This window comes from Polaribacter ponticola (assembly GCF_026191475.2).
Taxonomy (GTDB): Bacteria; Bacteroidota; Bacteroidia; order Flavobacteriales; family Flavobacteriaceae; genus Polaribacter; species Polaribacter ponticola.
In genome coordinates this window covers 1,179,527-1,196,835 of sequence record NZ_JAOSLC020000003.1, presented here as the reverse complement: position 1 = coordinate 1,196,835, position 17,309 = coordinate 1,179,527, and the positions used below count along the sequence as shown (strand labels likewise).

At 30.3% G+C, this 17,309-nt stretch carries 15 protein-coding genes; 8 read left to right on the top strand and 7 right to left on the bottom strand.

Translation table 11 applies throughout. From position 1 onward, the window contains the following. Positions 1-148 precede the first annotated feature (148 nt). Genes gatB/aspS through N5A56_RS10495 form a run of 3 tightly spaced genes read right to left on the bottom strand, consistent with a single transcriptional unit; the run spans position 149 to position 5,158 of the window. Positions 149-3,487 carry a bifunctional amidotransferase subunit GatB/aspartate--tRNA ligase AspS gene (gatB/aspS, locus tag N5A56_RS10505; RefSeq protein WP_265725415.1) on the bottom strand — a complete coding sequence of 1,113 codons (3,339 nt, stop codon included), beginning with the start codon at positions 3,485-3,487 and terminating at the stop codon, positions 149-151. Next, positions 3,487-4,887 carry an amidase family protein gene (locus N5A56_RS10500; protein WP_265725414.1) on the bottom strand — a complete coding sequence of 467 codons (1,401 nt, stop codon included), beginning with the start codon at positions 4,885-4,887 and terminating at the stop codon, positions 3,487-3,489. The genes gatB/aspS and N5A56_RS10500 overlap by 1 nt, the downstream gene beginning before the upstream one ends. Before the next feature lies 1 nt (position 4,888). Beyond that, positions 4,889-5,158, bottom strand: a complete 270-nt coding sequence (locus tag N5A56_RS10495) for an Asp-tRNA(Asn)/Glu-tRNA(Gln) amidotransferase subunit GatC (RefSeq protein WP_265725413.1) — start codon at positions 5,156-5,158, stop codon at positions 4,889-4,891. 766 nt (positions 5,159-5,924) lie between these two features. Here N5A56_RS10495 and N5A56_RS10490 point away from each other — a divergent pair. The 8 genes from N5A56_RS10490 (at position 5,925) to trpA (ending at position 13,330) form a co-directional block, all read left to right on the top strand. Beyond that, on the top strand, positions 5,925-7,316 hold the full coding sequence (locus tag N5A56_RS10490) for an anthranilate synthase component I family protein (protein WP_274270386.1): 1,392 nt from the start codon (positions 5,925-5,927) through the stop codon (positions 7,314-7,316). A gap of 185 nt (positions 7,317-7,501) precedes the next feature. After that, the gene (locus N5A56_RS10485; protein ID WP_265725412.1) at positions 7,502-8,080 is read left to right on the top strand and encodes an anthranilate synthase component II; all 579 of its coding nucleotides are present in this window, start codon (positions 7,502-7,504) and stop codon (positions 8,078-8,080) included. A 59-nt stretch (positions 8,081-8,139) separates the two neighbouring features. After that, the gene (gene trpD / locus N5A56_RS10480; protein WP_265725411.1) at positions 8,140-9,129 is read left to right on the top strand and encodes an anthranilate phosphoribosyltransferase; all 990 of its coding nucleotides are present in this window, start codon (positions 8,140-8,142) and stop codon (positions 9,127-9,129) included. A 181-nt stretch (positions 9,130-9,310) separates the two neighbouring features. After that, on the top strand, positions 9,311-9,481 hold the full coding sequence (locus N5A56_RS10475) for a hypothetical protein (protein WP_265725410.1): 171 nt from the start codon (positions 9,311-9,313) through the stop codon (positions 9,479-9,481). A gap of 93 nt (positions 9,482-9,574) precedes the next feature. Then, positions 9,575-10,363 (top strand): indole-3-glycerol phosphate synthase TrpC, encoded by a 789-nt coding sequence (gene trpC, locus N5A56_RS10470; RefSeq protein ID WP_265725409.1) that lies wholly within the window; start codon positions 9,575-9,577, stop codon positions 10,361-10,363. Positions 10,364-10,483: 120 nt separating this feature from the next. Beyond that, positions 10,484-11,188, top strand: coding sequence for a phosphoribosylanthranilate isomerase (locus tag N5A56_RS10465; RefSeq protein WP_265725408.1), 705 nt, complete (start codon positions 10,484-10,486; stop codon positions 11,186-11,188). 67 nt (positions 11,189-11,255) lie between these two features. Continuing rightward, positions 11,256-12,440, top strand: a complete 1,185-nt coding sequence (trpB, locus tag N5A56_RS10460; RefSeq protein WP_265725407.1) for a tryptophan synthase subunit beta — start codon at positions 11,256-11,258, stop codon at positions 12,438-12,440. A 122-nt stretch (positions 12,441-12,562) separates the two neighbouring features. Beyond that, a complete protein-coding gene (trpA, locus tag N5A56_RS10455) occupies positions 12,563-13,330 on the top strand; it encodes a tryptophan synthase subunit alpha (protein WP_265725406.1) in 768 nt (255 codons plus the stop codon). A gap of 50 nt (positions 13,331-13,380) precedes the next feature. Here the strand turns inward: trpA and N5A56_RS10450 are convergent, their stop codons facing one another. The 4 genes from N5A56_RS10450 to N5A56_RS10435 are packed head-to-tail and all read right to left on the bottom strand — an operon-like array spanning position 13,381 to position 17,283. Then, entirely contained in the window at positions 13,381-13,827 is a 447-nt protein-coding gene (locus N5A56_RS10450; protein WP_265725405.1) for an FKBP-type peptidyl-prolyl cis-trans isomerase, read from the bottom strand. Positions 13,828-13,870: 43 nt separating this feature from the next. After that, the gene (locus tag N5A56_RS10445; RefSeq protein ID WP_265725404.1) at positions 13,871-15,487 is read right to left on the bottom strand and encodes an amidohydrolase; all 1,617 of its coding nucleotides are present in this window, start codon (positions 15,485-15,487) and stop codon (positions 13,871-13,873) included. After that, positions 15,484-15,846 (bottom strand): MauE/DoxX family redox-associated membrane protein, encoded by a 363-nt coding sequence (locus tag N5A56_RS10440; protein ID WP_265725403.1) that lies wholly within the window; start codon positions 15,844-15,846, stop codon positions 15,484-15,486. Before N5A56_RS10440 ends, N5A56_RS10445 begins: the two co-directional genes overlap by 4 nt. A 3-nt stretch (positions 15,847-15,849) precedes the next feature. Next, positions 15,850-17,283 carry a M20/M25/M40 family metallo-hydrolase gene (locus N5A56_RS10435; RefSeq protein ID WP_265725402.1) on the bottom strand — a complete coding sequence of 478 codons (1,434 nt, stop codon included), beginning with the start codon at positions 17,281-17,283 and terminating at the stop codon, positions 15,850-15,852. Positions 17,284-17,309: the final 26 nt, after the last annotated feature.

Genomic DNA, 17,309 nt, shown 5'->3' with positions numbered 1-17,309 from the left:
AAATGTATGCACAACTCTTGGTTTTTTACATGTCATTTAAGTGTCACCTATCTGTCATTTATAGTGTTTATAGGGATTTTAAGCTAATATAAAACAAAAAATCTCGCATTTGCGAGATTTTTATGTTTTTAAAAAATTGAAAGAAAAATTACTTTCTCATAATTTTCACATTCATTTCTTCTACTTTTTTATCAGATAAAATAGAAGGAGCATTGAATAATAAATCTTCTGATGAACCTGTTTTAGGAAATGCCATTACTTCTCTAATGGATGCTTTCTTTTCTAAAATCATCATTAAACGATCAACTCCCCAGGCAATTCCTCCATGAGGTGGCGCTCCGTATTGGAAAGCTTTATACATGGTTCCCACACTTTTCATCATCTCTTCTTTATTATAACCCATATTTTTATAGGTTGCTTCTAAGATTTCTGCTTTATGAGCACGAACAGAACCTCCGCCAATTTCATAACCGTTTAAGATTAAATCGTATTGCTGTGCAATAATGGTTCCTATCTCTTCTCCTTCACCTGTCATGTGCTTTTCTAAATCGTAGATTGCTGGCATAGAAAAAGGATTGTGTGTAAAGGTCCATCTGCCTTCATCTGTTTTTTCAAACATTGGGAAATCTACAACCCAAGCAGGTCTTAATTCCTTCGGATTTATCAGCTTTAAAATACGTCCCATTTCTTGACGCACAGCATCTAAAGCTTTATTTGCAGTTGCATAATCTGCAGCAGAGAAAAATACAATATCACCAATTTTAGCATCTGTTGCTTTTATAATATTTGCTGCAATTTTTTCACCTAAAAACTTAATAATTGGTGATTGTAAATCATTTTCATTTACGATGATATATGCCAAACCACCTAAACCGTTTTGTTGTGCAATTGCAGTTAAGTTTTCAATCTGGCCTTTAGACATACGTTTGTTTCCTTGTTCTTCTGCAGAAACTTTAATACATTTTACAATTCCACCATCATCAATTGGTTTGCTGAAAACTTGAAAAGTAGTTTCTCTTACAATTTCTGTAATGTCTTGCATTTGTAAGCCATAACGTAAATCTGGTCTGTCACAACCGTATTTATCCATCGCGTTTTTATAAGTGATGACTTCAAAAGGATGTAAAATCCATTTTTTACCATAAATTTTTAGTACAATTTCATTAAACATTTTGGTGTTTAAATCGATAATCTGCTGCATACTTGCATATGCCATTTCAATATCTAATTGTGTAAATTCTGGTTGTCTATCACCTCTAGAATCTTCATCTCTAAAACAACGAGCAATTTGGAAATACTTCTCAAATCCACCAACCATTAGCATCTGCTTAAATTGTTGAGGTGCTTGTGGTAAGGTGTAAAAAGAGCCTGCTTGTTTTCTGGTTGGTACAATAAATTCTCTTGCACCTTCATCAGTTCCTGCAGTTAAAATCGGAGTTTCTATTTCTAAAAATTCTTCTTCGTCTAAAATATCACGTAATAACTTTATTACTTTATGACGATTTACAATTGCCTTGCGAACTTCGTCATTTCTATGATCTAAAAACTTGTATTGAAAACGAGTAGTTTCGTTTGTTTTCATTGCTCTTTTTATTTCAAAAGGCAATGTTTTAGATAGATTTAAAATTTCTAATGCTGCAGTTTCTAATTCTAATTTTCCAGTTCTTAAACCAGCATTATAATCATCTTCATTTCTTTGAACCACAATACCAGTCACCATAATTACAGTTTCTGGTTTTAATTTTACCAATTCATCTAAATTAGGAAACGTTTCTCTACTTAAACGAACTTGAAAAATTTGATTGCTAGAATCACGTAAATCAATAAAAATTAACTCTCCATGATCTCTTACACTAGAAACCCAACCAGATAAAGTTACTTCTTCTTTGATTGATTTTTCTGATAAATCTGATATTTTGTGAGTTCTATACTCTTCTTTTATGATGATTGGAACTTGTTGTAATTCTTCTTCTACATTTTTATTTTTGGACTTTGGGTCTTTTGATAAATCTGTCTGATTTCTTGATTCTTGAATCTTGGATCTTGTTTCATCCCCAGAAAGAGAAGATAAGATTTCCTGACGAATTACTTTTCCAGATGCACCTTTTCCAATAATTCCTATTACTTTACCTACAAGAATACCAGCTTTACCTTGGTTTCCATTTTTAATATCATTTGCAATAACTTCGTTTTCTGTAATTACCTTTATGACTGCCAATTTAATTTTTTCCTCAGAAATGGTATTTTCTTCAAAATACTTATTGTAATCAAACTTTCTGTCTTTTAAGTAGCGAATAATTGCATTCTGTACTAAAACAGCAGTAATTTTTTCAGCTTTAAACAACTGAAAAATTTCTATTAAATGATTAACATCATGAATATCTGTATATTCATCTGCTCCAATATTATTTACCAAAGTTTTTGCAACAAAAGAAGGGTCTTTTAAAACATTATTAATGGCAACAAAAGTTTCAGAACGAAGTGAGTTTGCTGTAAAAAACTTAGCATCTTGTGGTAAAACTTTTCCTTTTATTAAAATAGATTCTACAGCAAAAGGTAAAGAACTAATATCAACATCAATACTTTCTACAACATTTTTTATGCTTACAAAAGGTAAATCTGGCTCAGAAATAAAACGATAATCTGCTTCAAATTCCTTTTTACGCATTGTTTTGGTTTGCTTTAAATCAGCATCCCATAAAACCGTAGTTTGGTCTGGTCTAAAAGCTTTATTTTCTATGTAATAATTTAATTGTTTTTCGATTTCTTCCTTTAAAGCATCAACCATAAACTTAAACGAATTTAAATTTTTGATTTCTGTTCTTGGATTTAATCCATAAGTGTGCTTTTTTCTAAGTGATACAGAAACATCACTTTTAAATTCCCCTTTTTCTAAATTAGCTTCAGATATTTTTAAATTCTGAACAATTCTTTGAATGTATTGCGCATAGATAGAAGCATCTTCTATATTTCGAATACAAGGTTCTGTAACTATTTCAATTAACGGAACACCTGCTTTGTTAAAATCTACTAAAGAAACTTTCTTTTCGTGCATCAATTTTGCAGCATCTTCCTCAATATGAACTTGGGTTAAATTCACTGTAAATTGACTTCCATCATTTCTAAAGCAAGAAACTTGCCCATCAGGAATTACAGGATTATGAAACTGTGTAATTTGAATATTCTTCGGATTATCAGGATATTCATAATGTTTACGATCCCAAGAAATTACTTCGTTTTTAAAAGTAGATTTTACTGCCTTACCAAAATATATAGCTTTTGTTATTGCTTCTTTATTTATTGAAGGTAAAACACCCATTTGTCCAGTACATACAGAGCAAATATTCTGGTTAGGTTGCTCTATTTCTTGATTTGCACAAGAACAGAATAACTTAGATTTTGTGTTTAATCGAACGTGAGTTTCTAACCCAATTACTAACTCTAAATCGTTTGCTTTTAGCAATTTATTTAATTGATCTAGTTCCATTATATTGTGTGTTTTAAGAAGTTAGCAAACTTCAATACAAGTTCTTCGTTATTTTTTGCGGCTGTAATTTGTAAACCAGTTTCTGTTCCTTGTGGCACTGTTAACGTTGGTAATTGTCCTAAACTAAACCCAACCGTATACGCATCAGACAAATACATAGCTAATGGATCTTTTAAACTATCGCCAATTTTTGGTGGTGAATTTGGTGTAACTGGTGATAAAATAACATCGACTTCTTTAAAATCTTTTTCAAAATTTTCAGAAATCTGATCTCTTAAATTCAATCCTTTTAAATAGATTTCATCAGAAAAACCTTGAGATAATACTTGATTACCACCAACAATTCTACGTTTTGTTTCTTCAGAGAAATTATCTGATCTTGTTATAGAATACGTATCTTTTAAATTAGCACCTTCTATTCTGTTTCCGTAATTGGTACCATCTAATCTAGATAAGTTAGATGCCGTTTCTGCCATTGCCAATGTATAATAGGTAGAAACTAAGGTATCCGATTCAAAGAAATCTAACTCTTTAACTTCAATTCCTTTGGCTTTTATTTTTTCAATTGCTGATAAAAAATCTGCTTTTACTTTTACATCAATTGCATCCGTTTCAATGAAATTTTTAAAATATCCAACGGTTTTAATTCCATCAGCATTTAAAATATTTTGTTCTGATATTGTTTTAGATTGATAAGTAGTTTGATCTTTAATATCCTTACCACTCATTACATTTAAAATAATCCTAATATCTTCTATAGATTTTGTTATTGGGCCAACACAATCTGTAGAAGAAGTATATGCCATTAAACCAAAACGAGAAATTCTTCCGTATGTTGGTTTTAATCCGTAGATTTTATTATATCCTGCTGGTTGACGAACAGAACCACCAGTATCTCCACCAATCGAAAATACAGTAAAGTCTTTTGCTACATTTACCGCAGAACCACCACTAGAACCTCCAGAAACTAAATCTGGATTTATTGCATTTTTAACAGCTCCAAAAATGGTATTTTCTGATGATGAACCATGTCCAAAAGAATCGCAATTTTCTTTTACTAACGGTATTGCACCTGCATCTAATAATTTCTGAATAGCTGTTGCCGTATAAGGCGATTTATATTTCTTCAACAAATCTGAACTTGCTGTTGTATACGTTCCTTGAACCATGTACACATCTTTAATTCCGAACGGTATTCCTTCTAACAAGCCAATTTCTTGTCCATTTGCAATTTTAGCATCTACTTTTGCCGCTAAACCTAACGCCAAAGTGTCTAAAAGTGAATTGACCGTATTGTGTGTATTCGATTTTAATAAATCTAACCTTTCTTGCACTAATTTTGTACATGAAATTTCTTTGTTCATCAATTGTTGATGAATTTTATGTATTTGCGATTCCATATTATTCTTCTATCACTTTAGCAACTACTAAATATCCATCTTTTTCTCTTGGGAAATTTTCAATAATAATTTCTTTTTCTGCTTTAGAACTATCTATAGCAATGTCTTCTCTTAATTCATTTAAAGAAACAGCATTATTATGATTTATATTAAAAGAGTTATTATTAGCTGAATTTGCATTCTTTATTACATCGAATAATTTGTTAACCGAATCTGATGGTTTTGCTCCTTTAATACTAGACAGAATGTCTACCGTCATTATTTTACTCATTACTTTAATTTTAGGTTTAAAAAAAGCCTTCCGAATTCGGAAGGCTTTATGTATACATTTTAAACAACAACCTTCTTACCCTAACAATTAGGATTATTGAAATTACGATTGTTATTATTAATTATCATTTTATAAATTCTTTAAAAAACAAATATATGTAGAAATAGTGGGACTAAAATTTCTTTTTTGTGATTTTAAATATTACTTATTATATTAATAAAATATTGAAGTCTAATTATTGATTCAACAAAAAAAGAGAAAAAACACCAACAATTTAAATTATAAATTATTGGTGCATTCATTAATTCAGTAAATTCAAATCAAACATCTGTTTGGAAATACAAATAAAACAGTTTTTATTTATTATTTAAACAGAAACTAAGTAATTAGTTTTAATTTGTAGATTTTAGAGATTTTCTAGTTTTAAAATGAAAGTACGAAAACGATTGATTTATTTTTTACTTAAAAAAAACTAACCTACTGAAAAAAAACACAATAAAATTTGTTCAAATTAAAAACCCTTTCTACATTTGTAACTCAATTATGAAACACAATACAAACAATACTTGGTGGTGGAACTCTCTTATCTAATAAGTGAGAAAAAACCTATATGTATATAATATATTAAAAAAGGCTTATCTCACGATAAGCCTTTTTGCTTTTTACAAAGCGTCATTACGATGAGTTTACGAAGAAGTAATCTCTTTATCAACAAACAGATTGCCAGAGCAAAAGAAAATTTGCTTCGCAATGACATAATAGAATAATGAAAAAAATAAACTTTAAAACAATTTCTAAAACTACAATTGCAGACACAATTACTCCGGTAGGTTTGTACTTACGTTTTAGAGATAAATACGCAAATACATTACTTTTAGAAAGTTCAGATTATCACAGTAAAGATGAAAGTTTTACGTTTATAGCAATTGATCCTGTTATTTCTATTAAAGCAGAAAATCATCACTTAAGCTTTTCTCATAAAGGAATTGAATTAGAGAAAAAGAAAATTGGCAGAAGTTTTAATTCAATTTTTGAAAATTATAGTCAAACAATAGCTTTAGATTGTCCTTCAGAATTAAAATCATTTAATGGTTTGTATGGTTATACAACGTATGATTCTGTTCAGTATTTCGAAAATATCGACTTAAAAGTAAAAGAAGCTCCTTCTGCAATTCCATTAATGCAATACAGTTTCTATCGTTTTATTATCGCTATCAATCATTTTAATGATGAAATGACCTTAATAGAAAATATTGAAGAAGGAACAGAATCTCGTATCAAAGAAATTCAGACAATAATAGATGCTCAAACTTTTAATACACAAAAATTTGATATTGTTGGCGATGAAACTTCCAATGTAAAAGGCGAAGAATTTATAGAATATGTAAAGAAAGCAAAATCACATTGTAAAAGAGGAGATGTTTTTCAATTGGTATTGTCTCGCCAATTTCAACAGAAATTTAAAGGAGACGAGTTTAATGTGTACAGAGCGTTACGATCTATAAATCCATCACCTTATTTATTTTATTTCGATTATGGATCTTTTAAATTAATGGGGTCTTCACCAGAAGCACAAATTAAAATTTCTGCTGGTAAAGCAACTATAAATCCAATTGCTGGTACATTTAGAAGAACTGGCGATATGGCAAAAGATATTTTATTAGGAAAAAAATTATCAGCAGATAAAAAAGAAACTGCAGAACATGTAATGTTGGTAGATTTAGCGCGAAACGATTTAAGTAAACACGCCAATAATGTTGAGGTTGAGGTTTTTAAAGAAGTACAATACTTCAGTCATGTGATTCATTTAGTTTCAACAGTTTCTGGTCAGTTAAAAGGGAATCCAATAGAAATTGTTGGAGATACTTTTCCTGCAGGAACGTTAAGTGGAGCGCCTAAATACAAAGCAATGCAATTGATTGACAAATATGAAAATCAATCTAGAGGGTTTTATGGAGGAGCAGTTGGTATTATTGGTTTGGATGGATCTGTAAATTTAGCAATTGCAATTCGTAGTTTTGTGAGTAAAAACAACGTTTTGTATTATCAAGCAGGAGCAGGAATTGTAATTCATTCTGATGAAGAAAAAGAATTACAAGAAGTAAATAATAAGTTAGCAGCGTTAAAAAAAGCGTTGTTTTTAGCAGAGAATATTTAGGGCGTTCGAGCGGGCTTTCCACTATATCTTTTTTCCGAAAAAGAAAAAAGGATGCCATTTCAATCCCTAACGCAAAAGTGAGTTTTAAGCCATTACGAGGTTGAAACGACTAAGTAATTTCTTAATCAATAAACAGATTGCCACAGAAAGTAAAAAACTTTCTTCGCAATGACAATTAGAAAAATATGAAAATATTAATTTTAGATAATTACGATTCGTTTACCTACAACTTGGTGCACATGGTAGAAAAAATTACAGGAAAATTCCTTGCAGTTTTTAGAAATGACGAAATCAGTATTGCAGATGTAGGAAACTACGATATGATTATGTTATCACCAGGACCAGGAATTCCGGATGAAGCAGGAATCTTAAAAGAAGTAATTAAAACCTATGCAGGTATCAAACCAATTTTCGGAGTTTGTTTAGGTTTACAAGCAATTACAGAAGTTTTTGGAGGAACAATTATAAATTTAGAAGAAGTTTTTCATGGAGTTGCTACAGAAATGAGAGTTGTAAACGATGAAGCAGAAATTTTTAAAGATGTTCCGGAAACATTTTTAGCTGCACGTTACCATTCTTGGGCAGCAACAGACATCGATTTTCCATCAGAATTAGTAGTTACAGCAAGAGATGAAGATGGGCTAATCCAAGCAATAGAACACAAGCGTTTTAATATTTCAGCAGTTCAATTTCATCCAGAATCTATTTTAACAGATGTTGGTGAGCAATTGGTGACTAATTTTATCAACGCAAATAGTAAATAATAAGTTCTCGACTGCGCTCGAACAGACAAACATAGATACTGAAATAAATTCAGCATAAAATGAAAGCAATTTTAAACAAATTATATAATCACGAGAGACTGTCTAAATCTGAAGCAAAACAAATCTTAAAAGATATTGCTGCAGAAAAATACAATGATGCACATTTAGCGTCGTTTATGACTGTTTTTATGATGCGCCCTATTACAACAGATGAACTTGCAGGTTTTAGAGATGCTTTAAAAGAACTATCAATTAAAGTAGATTTATCAGATTATAACACCATAGATATTGTAGGAACTGGTGGAGACGGAAAAGATACATTCAACATATCAACCTTAACATCATTTATTGTTGCAGGAACAGGTCAAAAAGTAGCAAAACACGGTAATTATTCGGTGTCTTCTCAATCGGGTTCATCTGATATGTTAGAAAGTTTTGGGTACAATTTTACCAATGATGAAACTGTTTTAAAAGAACATTTAGAAAAAGCAAATATTTGTTTTTTACATGCGCCAAAATTTCATCCAGCAATGAAAGCGGTTGGACCAACAAGAAAAGCTTTGGCTTTAAAAACATTTTTTAATATGTTAGGGCCTTTGGTAAATCCTAGTTCGCCAAAAAACCACATGTTAGGTACTTTTAATTTAGAAATTGCACGTTTGTATAATTACATTTTACAAGAAGAAGATATCAATTACGGAATTATACATGCATTAGATGGTTATGATGAAATCTCATTAACAAGCGGATTTAAATTCTTTACTAAAAACGGAGAACAAATTATAAATCCGGAAGATTTAGGTCAGAAAAGAATTCAACAATCAGAAATTTTTGGAGGAAGATCAGTTGCAGATGCTGCAAAGATTTTTAAATCTATTTTAGAAGGAAAAGGAACAGATGCACAAAATAATGTAGTGTTAACCAATGCTGCTTTTGCTTTAACAATTGTTGATGAAACTAAATCTTTCGAAACTGCTTTTGCAGAAGCTAAAGATTCGTTATTTGGATTAAAAGCTAAACAAACATTAGAGAAACTAGTGAGTCTTTAAAATAAAAAGTTCTCGATACAAAATTTCTGAAAAAGAAATTTTACTCGAACTGACATAATGAGAATAATGTAATGTCACATCAAGTGAATTTTGAGAAGAATGAACAAATTTGTATCGAGATGATTAAATTAGCAAATTAAAAAAGAGATTGCTTCGTTCCTCGCAATGACAAAAAAATAAAATGGCAAAAAAGAAGAAAAACATAATTTTGATTATTCCAGCTTTTCTATTGATGGGAATGGCAGTTGGTATTCAAACAAAAGAGTTGTTTAAACATACAATTGTTGGTTTTATTGTTGGAATCATAGTTTACGTTTTCTTAAAACAGAGAAATAGAAAATTAAATAAATAATTAAAACGTCATTACGAATGAGGAACGATTGAAGTAATCTACAAATCGAAAAACAGATTGCTTCGTGCCTCGCAATGACAGAAGAAATAAGAAATGACAATTTTAGATAAAATAATCGCATTTAAAAAGAAGGAAATTGCAAAGATAAAAGCAGAAGTTCCTGTTCAGAATTTAGTAAAAAGTCCAAGTTTTGGCAGAGAAATTTTTTCTTTAAAAAAATCTTTGTTAGAAGTTGGTTCTACAGGAATTATTGCAGAATATAAACGTCAATCTCCATCAAAAGGAATTATTAATGACAAAGCAACAATTGCTGATGTAACTAATGGTTATTTAGACGCTAATGTTGCTGCACAATCTATTTTAACAGATACTTCTTTCTTTGGCGGTACGATGGCAGATTTAATGGAAGCGAGAATTATCAATCAACAAAAACCAATTTTAAGAAAAGATTTTATTGTTGATGGATTTCAGATTGTTGAAGCAAAAGCAATTGGAGCAGATGTAATTTTATTAATTGCTTCTTGTTTAACTGCTACAGAAATCAAAAACTACGGAAACTTAGCAACAGATTTAGGTTTAGAGGTTTTATATGAAGTGCATACGCAAGAAGATTTAGATAAGATTAATGATTTAGATAATAAAATCATCGGAATCAACAATCGTAATTTAAAAACTTTTGAGGTTGATTTAGAGCATTCTATTAAATTAGCTGGTCAAATTCCTGATACTTGTTTAAAAGTTTCAGAAAGTGGAATTTCTGATCCTAAAATTATAACAGGATTAAAAGAATTTGGTTTTCAAGGTTTTCTAATTGGAGAGAATTTTATGAAAACTGAAAACCCAGGTGAAGCTTGTCAAGAATTCATAAGTCAAATAAGATAAAGTTATGTAAGTTCGAGAGAATTTTGAAGAACGAACAATTTGTAACAAGAACATTATAGTTTCTCGATACAATTTCCCCTTAAAGTAGAAAATCACTCGAAGAGATAAAAAGATAATACTATGAAACTGAAAGTTTGCGGAATGAAATTTACAGAAAATATTCTACAAGTTGCTGAATTGCAACCTGATTATTTAGGGTTTATTTTCTATGAAAAATCAAAAAGAAATTTTGAAGGAATTATTCCAGAATTTTCAAATTCAATAAAAAAAACAGGAGTTTTTGTAAATGAATATGTAGAGATTTTAATTTCTTTAGTTGAAGAATATAGATTAGATGCAATTCAGTTACATGGTGATGAATCTGTAGAATATATACAAGAGTTAAAACGTCATTTCGAGAGCAGTAGAGAACTAAAGGTTGAAGAAAATAAGACAATAAAGAAGCAAAAAAACAAACATTATATTTCAAAAAGCGAAGTTGAAATTATAAAAGTTTTCGGCATTAAAGATGAGTTTAATTTTGATGTTTTAAAACCGTATTTAGAGGTTGTAGATTTCTTTTTGTTTGATACAAAAGGAAAAGAAAGAGGTGGAAACGGCACAAAATTCGATTGGTCTGTTTTAGAAAAATATCCTTTTGATAAACCTTTCTTTTTAAGCGGAGGAATTGGTTTAAATGATGTTGAAGAAGTGCAAAAAATAATGAAATCTGATTTGTCAATTTATGCTCTAGATGTAAATAGTAAATTTGAAAGCAAACCTGGAGTAAAGAAAATAGAAGCGTTAAAGGAATTTAAAAATAACGTCATTACGAAGGAAGTATGACTGAAGTAATCTGCTTATTCAATAACAGATTGCTTCGTACCTCGCAATGACAGAATTATAAGACAATATGAAATCAAAATTTCACCCAGACAAAAATGGTTATTACGGACAATTTGGAGGCGCATTTATCCCAGAATTGTTATACCCCAATGTGAAAGAATTAGAAGATAATTATATTCAAATATTAGAATCTGACGAATTCCAAGAAGAATATAAATCGTTATTAAAAGATTATGTTGGTCGCCCAAGTCCGTTGTATTTAGCAAAGCGTTTATCAGAAAAATATGGCGCTTTTATTTATTTAAAACGAGAGGACTTAAACCATACAGGCGCACATAAAGTAAATAATACAATCGGTCAGATTTTAGTCGCAAAAAAATTAGGAAAGACTAAAATTATTGCAGAAACAGGTGCAGGTCAGCATGGAGTTGCAACTGCCACAGTTTGTGCTTTAATGGGTTTAGAATGTACTGTTTTTATGGGGGAAAAAGACATAGAACGTCAAGCACCAAATGTTGCTCGTATGAAAATGTTAGGAGCAAAGGTTGTTCCTGCTTTAAGTGGAAGTAGAACTTTAAAAGATGCAACTAACGAAGCAATTCGTTATTGGATTCAAAACCCAGAAACCTTTTATTTAATTGGCTCTGTAGTTGGTCCACATCCATATCCAGATATGGTTGCGCGCTTACAAGCTGTAATTTCAGAAGAAATGAAATGGCAATTAAAAGAAAAAACTGGCAAAGAAAATCCTGACACAATTATTGCTTGTGTTGGTGGAGGTTCTAATGCAGCAGGTGCTTTTTATCACTATATGAATAATAAAGATGTAGAATTAATTGCAGTAGAAGCTTCTGGTTTAGGTGTAAATTCTGGAGAAAGTGCTGCAACTTCTCAATTAGGTGAGGTAGGAATTATACATGGTTCTAAAACCATTTTAATGCAAGATGAATATGGCCAAATTGTAGAACCTTATTCTATTTCTGCAGGATTAGATTATCCTGGAGTTGGACCTTTACATGCATATCTTTTTGATTCTAAAAGAGCCAAGTTTATGGATGCAACTGACAAAGAAGCCTTAGCAGCTGCTTATGAATTAACGAAAATTGAAGGAATTATTCCTGCTTTAGAAAGTGCACATGCTTTGGCTGTTTTACCAAAAATAGATTTCAAAAAAGGTCAAGTTGTGGTGGTTAATTTATCTGGAAGAGGAGATAAAGATTTAAGTACTTATATCAAACATTTAGAAGAATAGAACTTATGTTACATCGAGTGAATTTATGAGGAATGAATAAATTAGTATCGAGATGCAATAAGTTCTCGATACAATTTTCTCTTAAAATCGAAAATCACTCGAAATGACAAAATATTATAACTATGAATTCAATTCAAGAATTATTTCAGAAAAAAGATAAAAACCTATTGTCTATATATTTTACTTGTGGATACCCAAAACTGGATGATACAACTAAAATAATTGCAGAATTAGAAAAAAGTTGTGTAGATTTTATTGAAGTTGGTTTGCCTTATTCAGATCCTTTAGCAGATGGGCCAACGATACAAGATAGTAGTCAAAAAGCGTTAGAAAACGGAATTAATTTAGATCTTATTTTTGATCAGCTAATAACGATAAAAGACTCCAATAAAACACCCTTAGTTTTAATGGGGTATTTAAATCAAATGCTAAAATATGGTGAAGATAAGTTTTGCCAAAAAGTAGTTGATTGCGGAATTGATACTGTGATTCTTCCAGATTTACCAATGGTAGAATTTGAGAATCACTATAAAGCGTTATTTGAAAAATACGGAATTACGAATGTGTTTTTAATTACACCTCATACATCAGAAGAAAGAATTAGAAAAATAGATTCTTATTCTAAAGCATTTATTTATGTGGTTGCATCAGCTTCTATTACAGGTGCAAAAGGAGATATTTCTAACAATCAAATTACTTATTTCGAGAGAATTAAAAACATGAATTTACAAAGCAATTTAATTATTGGTTTTGGTATTTCTGATAAAAAAACTTTTACAACTGCTTGTAAATATGCTAATGGAACTATTATTGGTTCTGCATTTATAAAGAATTTAGGAAAAAATGGTGTTGATAAAATAGGTGATTTTATAAAGCCAATAAATTCATAAAAAAAGCGAAACTTATTAAGTTTCGCTTTTTTTGTGAAAATTTAATGTGTTTAATTAACACTTATTAATTTAATATCGAAAACTAATACTGATCCACCAGGTATAGTTCTATAATTATTAGGACCATATCCTAAATTATAAGGTACTAATAAAATACCTTCTCCACCTTCTTTAAAGTAAGTAATTCCTTCTGTCCAGCCTTTTATAACTTGATTTAAACCAAAAGATATTCCATCAGAATCACTTTGATCAAACACTTCACCGTCTAAGAAATAACCTTTATAAGCTACGGTTACGTTAGAACTGCTAGTTGGTCTTGTACCAGTTCCTTCATTATTAATTACATAATAAAGACCAGTGCTACTTTTTGTAGCATTTAAATTATTATCTGAAATATATTGAATAATATCAGCTTCTGTTTCTAGTTCTATCGAGTTTTCTAAAGTACAAGATGTAAAAATAAAAAGGGAAATAAATAAGTAAATATAAGATTTCATTAATTGTAATTTTTAAATTTTTGACGAAGATACTTTGATTATTTTAATAAACTTTCTCTCCATTTAAAAAAGTAGATACTACTTTTGTTTTTGGAATTTCTTTTCCTTCAATTTTCATAATGTCTTGATTTAAAATTACAAAATCTGCAAACTTTCCAACTTCAATAGAGCCTTTTTCATTTTCTTCAAAATTAGAATAAGCTGCCCAAATAGTCATTCCTTTTAAAGTTTCTTCTCTTGATAAAGCATTTTCCATTTGAAAACCGTTTTCTGGATAATTTTCTAAATCTTTTCTAATAGTTGCAGCATAAAAAGTTAAAAACGGATTTACTTTTTCTACAGGAAAGTCTGTGCCTAAAGCAATTTTTCCATAAGTATTAAGTAAATTTTTATAAGCATAAGCGCCTTTCATTCTTTCTTTTCCAATTCTATCTTTTGCCCAATACATATCTGATGTAGCATGTGTAGGTTGTACAGAAGGTAAAATGTTATCGAAGTTTTTAAAATCTTCTTGAGCAATTATTTGTGCATGCTCAATTCTCCAGCGTCTATCTTTTGAATTTTTTAAGACCTCTTTGTATGTTTTTAATAACCAAGTATTAGTAGAATCTCCAATGGCGTGAGTATTCATTTGAAAATCTGAAGCAGCAATTTGCTTTGCTAATTCTTTATATCTTTTTGGAGTGTAAATCATTGCACCAAAATGATTGTTTCTATCTGTATATGGTTTACGCATTGCAGCACCTCTAGAGCCTAAAGCACCATCACCATAAACTTTAAAAGATCGAACATTTAGTCTATTTGTTTTTATGATACCTTTGTTAATGTAATAATCTATTTCTTGCTGATCATCACCAGAAACCATTGCGTAAATTCGCATTTTTAAGCTTCCTGCTTGCTGTAAACTATCAATTAACTCAATCGTTTTTTTATCAATTCCTGCATCATCAACTGTTGTTAATCCATATGAAAAAGAAATTTTTTGGGCATCTAGTAAACCTTGAATAGCTTCTTTTTTTGAGGTCTCTGGAAATTTAATAAAATCCATGGCAGCATCAATTAAAATACCAGTCATTTTTCCTTCTTTTATAATAATTTCACCACCAGATACTTTTGTGTTTTTTGTTATTCTTGATAAATCAATTGCCGCTTGATTTACTAATAAAGCATGTCCATCAACTCTACCAATTGCAACAGGAATTTTTGGAAATAATTTATCTAATTTTTCTTTTGTTGGAAATTCTTTAACTTCCCAATCATTCTGATCCCAACCACGACCCGTTATAAAAGTTGAATTCTTTTGTTTTTGAAAAGCGACAAGTTTTTCTAAAACTTCGTCATAACTTTTAGTGCCTCTTAGATTTACTTTTTGCTGTTGTAAGCCTAAACCATAAAAATGACAATGAGCATCTATGAAACCAGGAACTATCGTTTGATTTTTTGCATCAATAGTTTCTAAAGTTTCGTATTTTTTTTGTACTTCATTATTTGTTCCTGTACCTATGAATTTACCGTCTTTTATAGCGAAACTTTCTACATTTTGAAAATTTTTATTTACGGTATACGCATTTGCATTGATAACAATTAAATCTGCTTTTTCTTGTTGTTTACAAGCTGTAAATAAACCGATAAGACCAAGTGTTAGAATAATTTTTCTCATGATTTTGTGTGAATTAGATAAGCTGAGTACATTAATATAAATTGAATAAATACACGTATTATGGCTTTTTTCTTTGAACCTATAGCTGGTTTTTCTTTAAATAAGTCCCAAATATGTAATGGTAAAAAAAGAATCATTAAAATAAAAACTCCTAAACCTGCTGTTTTAGTTGTTTGATTAAAAAACAACCTCAGACCTAGAATAATTTCAATTACCCCAAAAACGTAATTTACTGTTATTTTGGGTAAAAAATCTGGAATAAAACCGTTAAAGAACTTTGGTTTTTTAAAATGCATAAAACCAGCATAAACAAAAAACAAACCAAAAACAATTCTTAGAATAAGTATAAAATTTTCCATTTTTTATGGCTTTACTGGTTCGTTACTGTAAAGATATTTATCCATTAAATAAATGATACTCGCCATAGAAGCACTTCCAAGTTCTAGTTCTCGCTTATTCACTTTGTCGAAAGTATCTGTACTTGTATGATGATAATCAAAATAACGTTGAGAATCTGGTCTGTAACCAACGAGTGTAACATTTTCTCCTTTTAAAGGGCTAATATCTGCGCCAGAACCTCCTTTGTCTAAATCATGAAGTCCGTATGGAGAAAGTAATTTTTTCCAGCTTTGTAGCAACTTAGTATTAACAGTATTGGCATCAATAGAAAAACCTCTTGGAGTATGACCGCCAGCATCAGATTCTAAACCGCCAATATGATTTTCTTTATTTAGTTTTGCTAATTCAGCATATTTTTTTGCACCTCGTGTACCATTTTCTTCATTCATAAAGAAAGTTACTCTTAAAGTGTTTTTTGGTTTTATGTTATTTTTTTTGAATAGATAAGCAACTTCTAAAGACTGTACTATTCCTGTTCCATCATCATGCGCTCCTTCGCCTAAATCCCAAGAGTCTAAATGACCACCAACTACTACAATATTTTCTGGATTTTCACTACCTTTTATTTCGCCAACAACATTAAAAGAAGGTGCGTCTGGCAGTGTTTCACAACTTTGTTTAAAGTAAAATTTTAATTCAGGGTTTTGTTTTAAATCTACGCTTAAAATATTGGCAGCTCTACTACTTATAGCAGCAGTAGGAATTTGTTTTTCTTTTGGTAAATCTCCGTAACTCATTGTACCAGTATGCGGATAATCGTCAATAGAGTTAGTCATAGATCTTACTATGACTGCTTTAGCACCAAATTCTCCACAAACCTTTGCTCCATTAACTCTTTGATCTACACAACCACCATAGGCTCTAAATGTATTAATCAATGTGTCATCAAAAGGTCTATTAAAAAAAACAATTTTACCTTTCATTTTACTACCTAAAGCTTTTGCTTCTTCGATACTTTTAACTTCAATTACTTCTGCAGTAATACCATTTTTTGGTGTTGCAACAGAAAAACCTAAAGCACAAATTGGCACATTTTTTTTAGTGCTTTTTGTGGTGTAATTAGCTATTTCTTTTTCACCTCTAACCCAATGTGGCACCATAACTGGTTGTAACCAAACAGAATCTAACCCAATTTCTTTCATGAGTTTTTCTCCCCAAATAACAGATTTTGCAGCTCCACTAGACCCGGATAATCTACTACCAATATTTTGTGTTAAATCTCTTAACCATTCATAAGATTTGCCTTCTGTTAATGCCGAATTAAAAAGCTTTTTAAGATTCGTAGAATCAATCTTTTCTTCAATAGTTAATAATTTTGTATTTACTAGTTTTTCCTGTTTTTGTGAACAAGAAATCATTAATACAGAGAGTAGTAAAATAAGAGTACTTTTTTTCATTTTTTAGGTAGGTTTTAGATTCTATA

Bases quoted from the DNA above. Each gene is read 5' to 3' on its own strand.
- N5A56_RS10440 (WP_265725403.1), bottom strand. From the start codon at position 15,846: ATGGAAAATTTTATACTTATTCTAAGAATTGTTTTTGGTTTGTTTTTT.
- N5A56_RS10465 (WP_265725408.1), top strand. From the start codon at position 10,484: ATGAAACTGAAAGTTTGCGGAATGAAATTTACAGAAAATATTCTACAA.
- trpB (WP_265725407.1), top strand. From the start codon at position 11,256: ATGAAATCAAAATTTCACCCAGACAAAAATGGTTATTACGGACAATTT.
- N5A56_RS10500 (WP_265725414.1), bottom strand. From the start codon at position 4,887: ATGGAATCGCAAATACATAAAATTCATCAACAATTGATGAACAAAGAA.
- gatB/aspS (WP_265725415.1), bottom strand. From the start codon at position 3,487: ATGGAACTAGATCAATTAAATAAATTGCTAAAAGCAAACGATTTAGAG.
- trpD (WP_265725411.1), top strand. From the start codon at position 8,140: ATGAAAGCAATTTTAAACAAATTATATAATCACGAGAGACTGTCTAAA.
- trpA (WP_265725406.1), top strand. From the start codon at position 12,563: ATGAATTCAATTCAAGAATTATTTCAGAAAAAAGATAAAAACCTATTG.
- N5A56_RS10485 (WP_265725412.1), top strand. From the start codon at position 7,502: ATGAAAATATTAATTTTAGATAATTACGATTCGTTTACCTACAACTTG.
- N5A56_RS10450 (WP_265725405.1), bottom strand. From the start codon at position 13,827: ATGAAATCTTATATTTACTTATTTATTTCCCTTTTTATTTTTACATCT.
- N5A56_RS10475 (WP_265725410.1), top strand. From the start codon at position 9,311: ATGGCAAAAAAGAAGAAAAACATAATTTTGATTATTCCAGCTTTTCTA.
- trpC (WP_265725409.1), top strand. From the start codon at position 9,575: ATGACAATTTTAGATAAAATAATCGCATTTAAAAAGAAGGAAATTGCA.
- N5A56_RS10445 (WP_265725404.1), bottom strand. From the start codon at position 15,487: ATGAGAAAAATTATTCTAACACTTGGTCTTATCGGTTTATTTACAGCT.
- N5A56_RS10435 (WP_265725402.1), bottom strand. From the start codon at position 17,283: ATGAAAAAAAGTACTCTTATTTTACTACTCTCTGTATTAATGATTTCT.
- N5A56_RS10495 (WP_265725413.1), bottom strand. From the start codon at position 5,158: ATGAGTAAAATAATGACGGTAGACATTCTGTCTAGTATTAAAGGAGCA.
- N5A56_RS10490 (WP_274270386.1), top strand. From the start codon at position 5,925: ATGAAAAAAATAAACTTTAAAACAATTTCTAAAACTACAATTGCAGAC.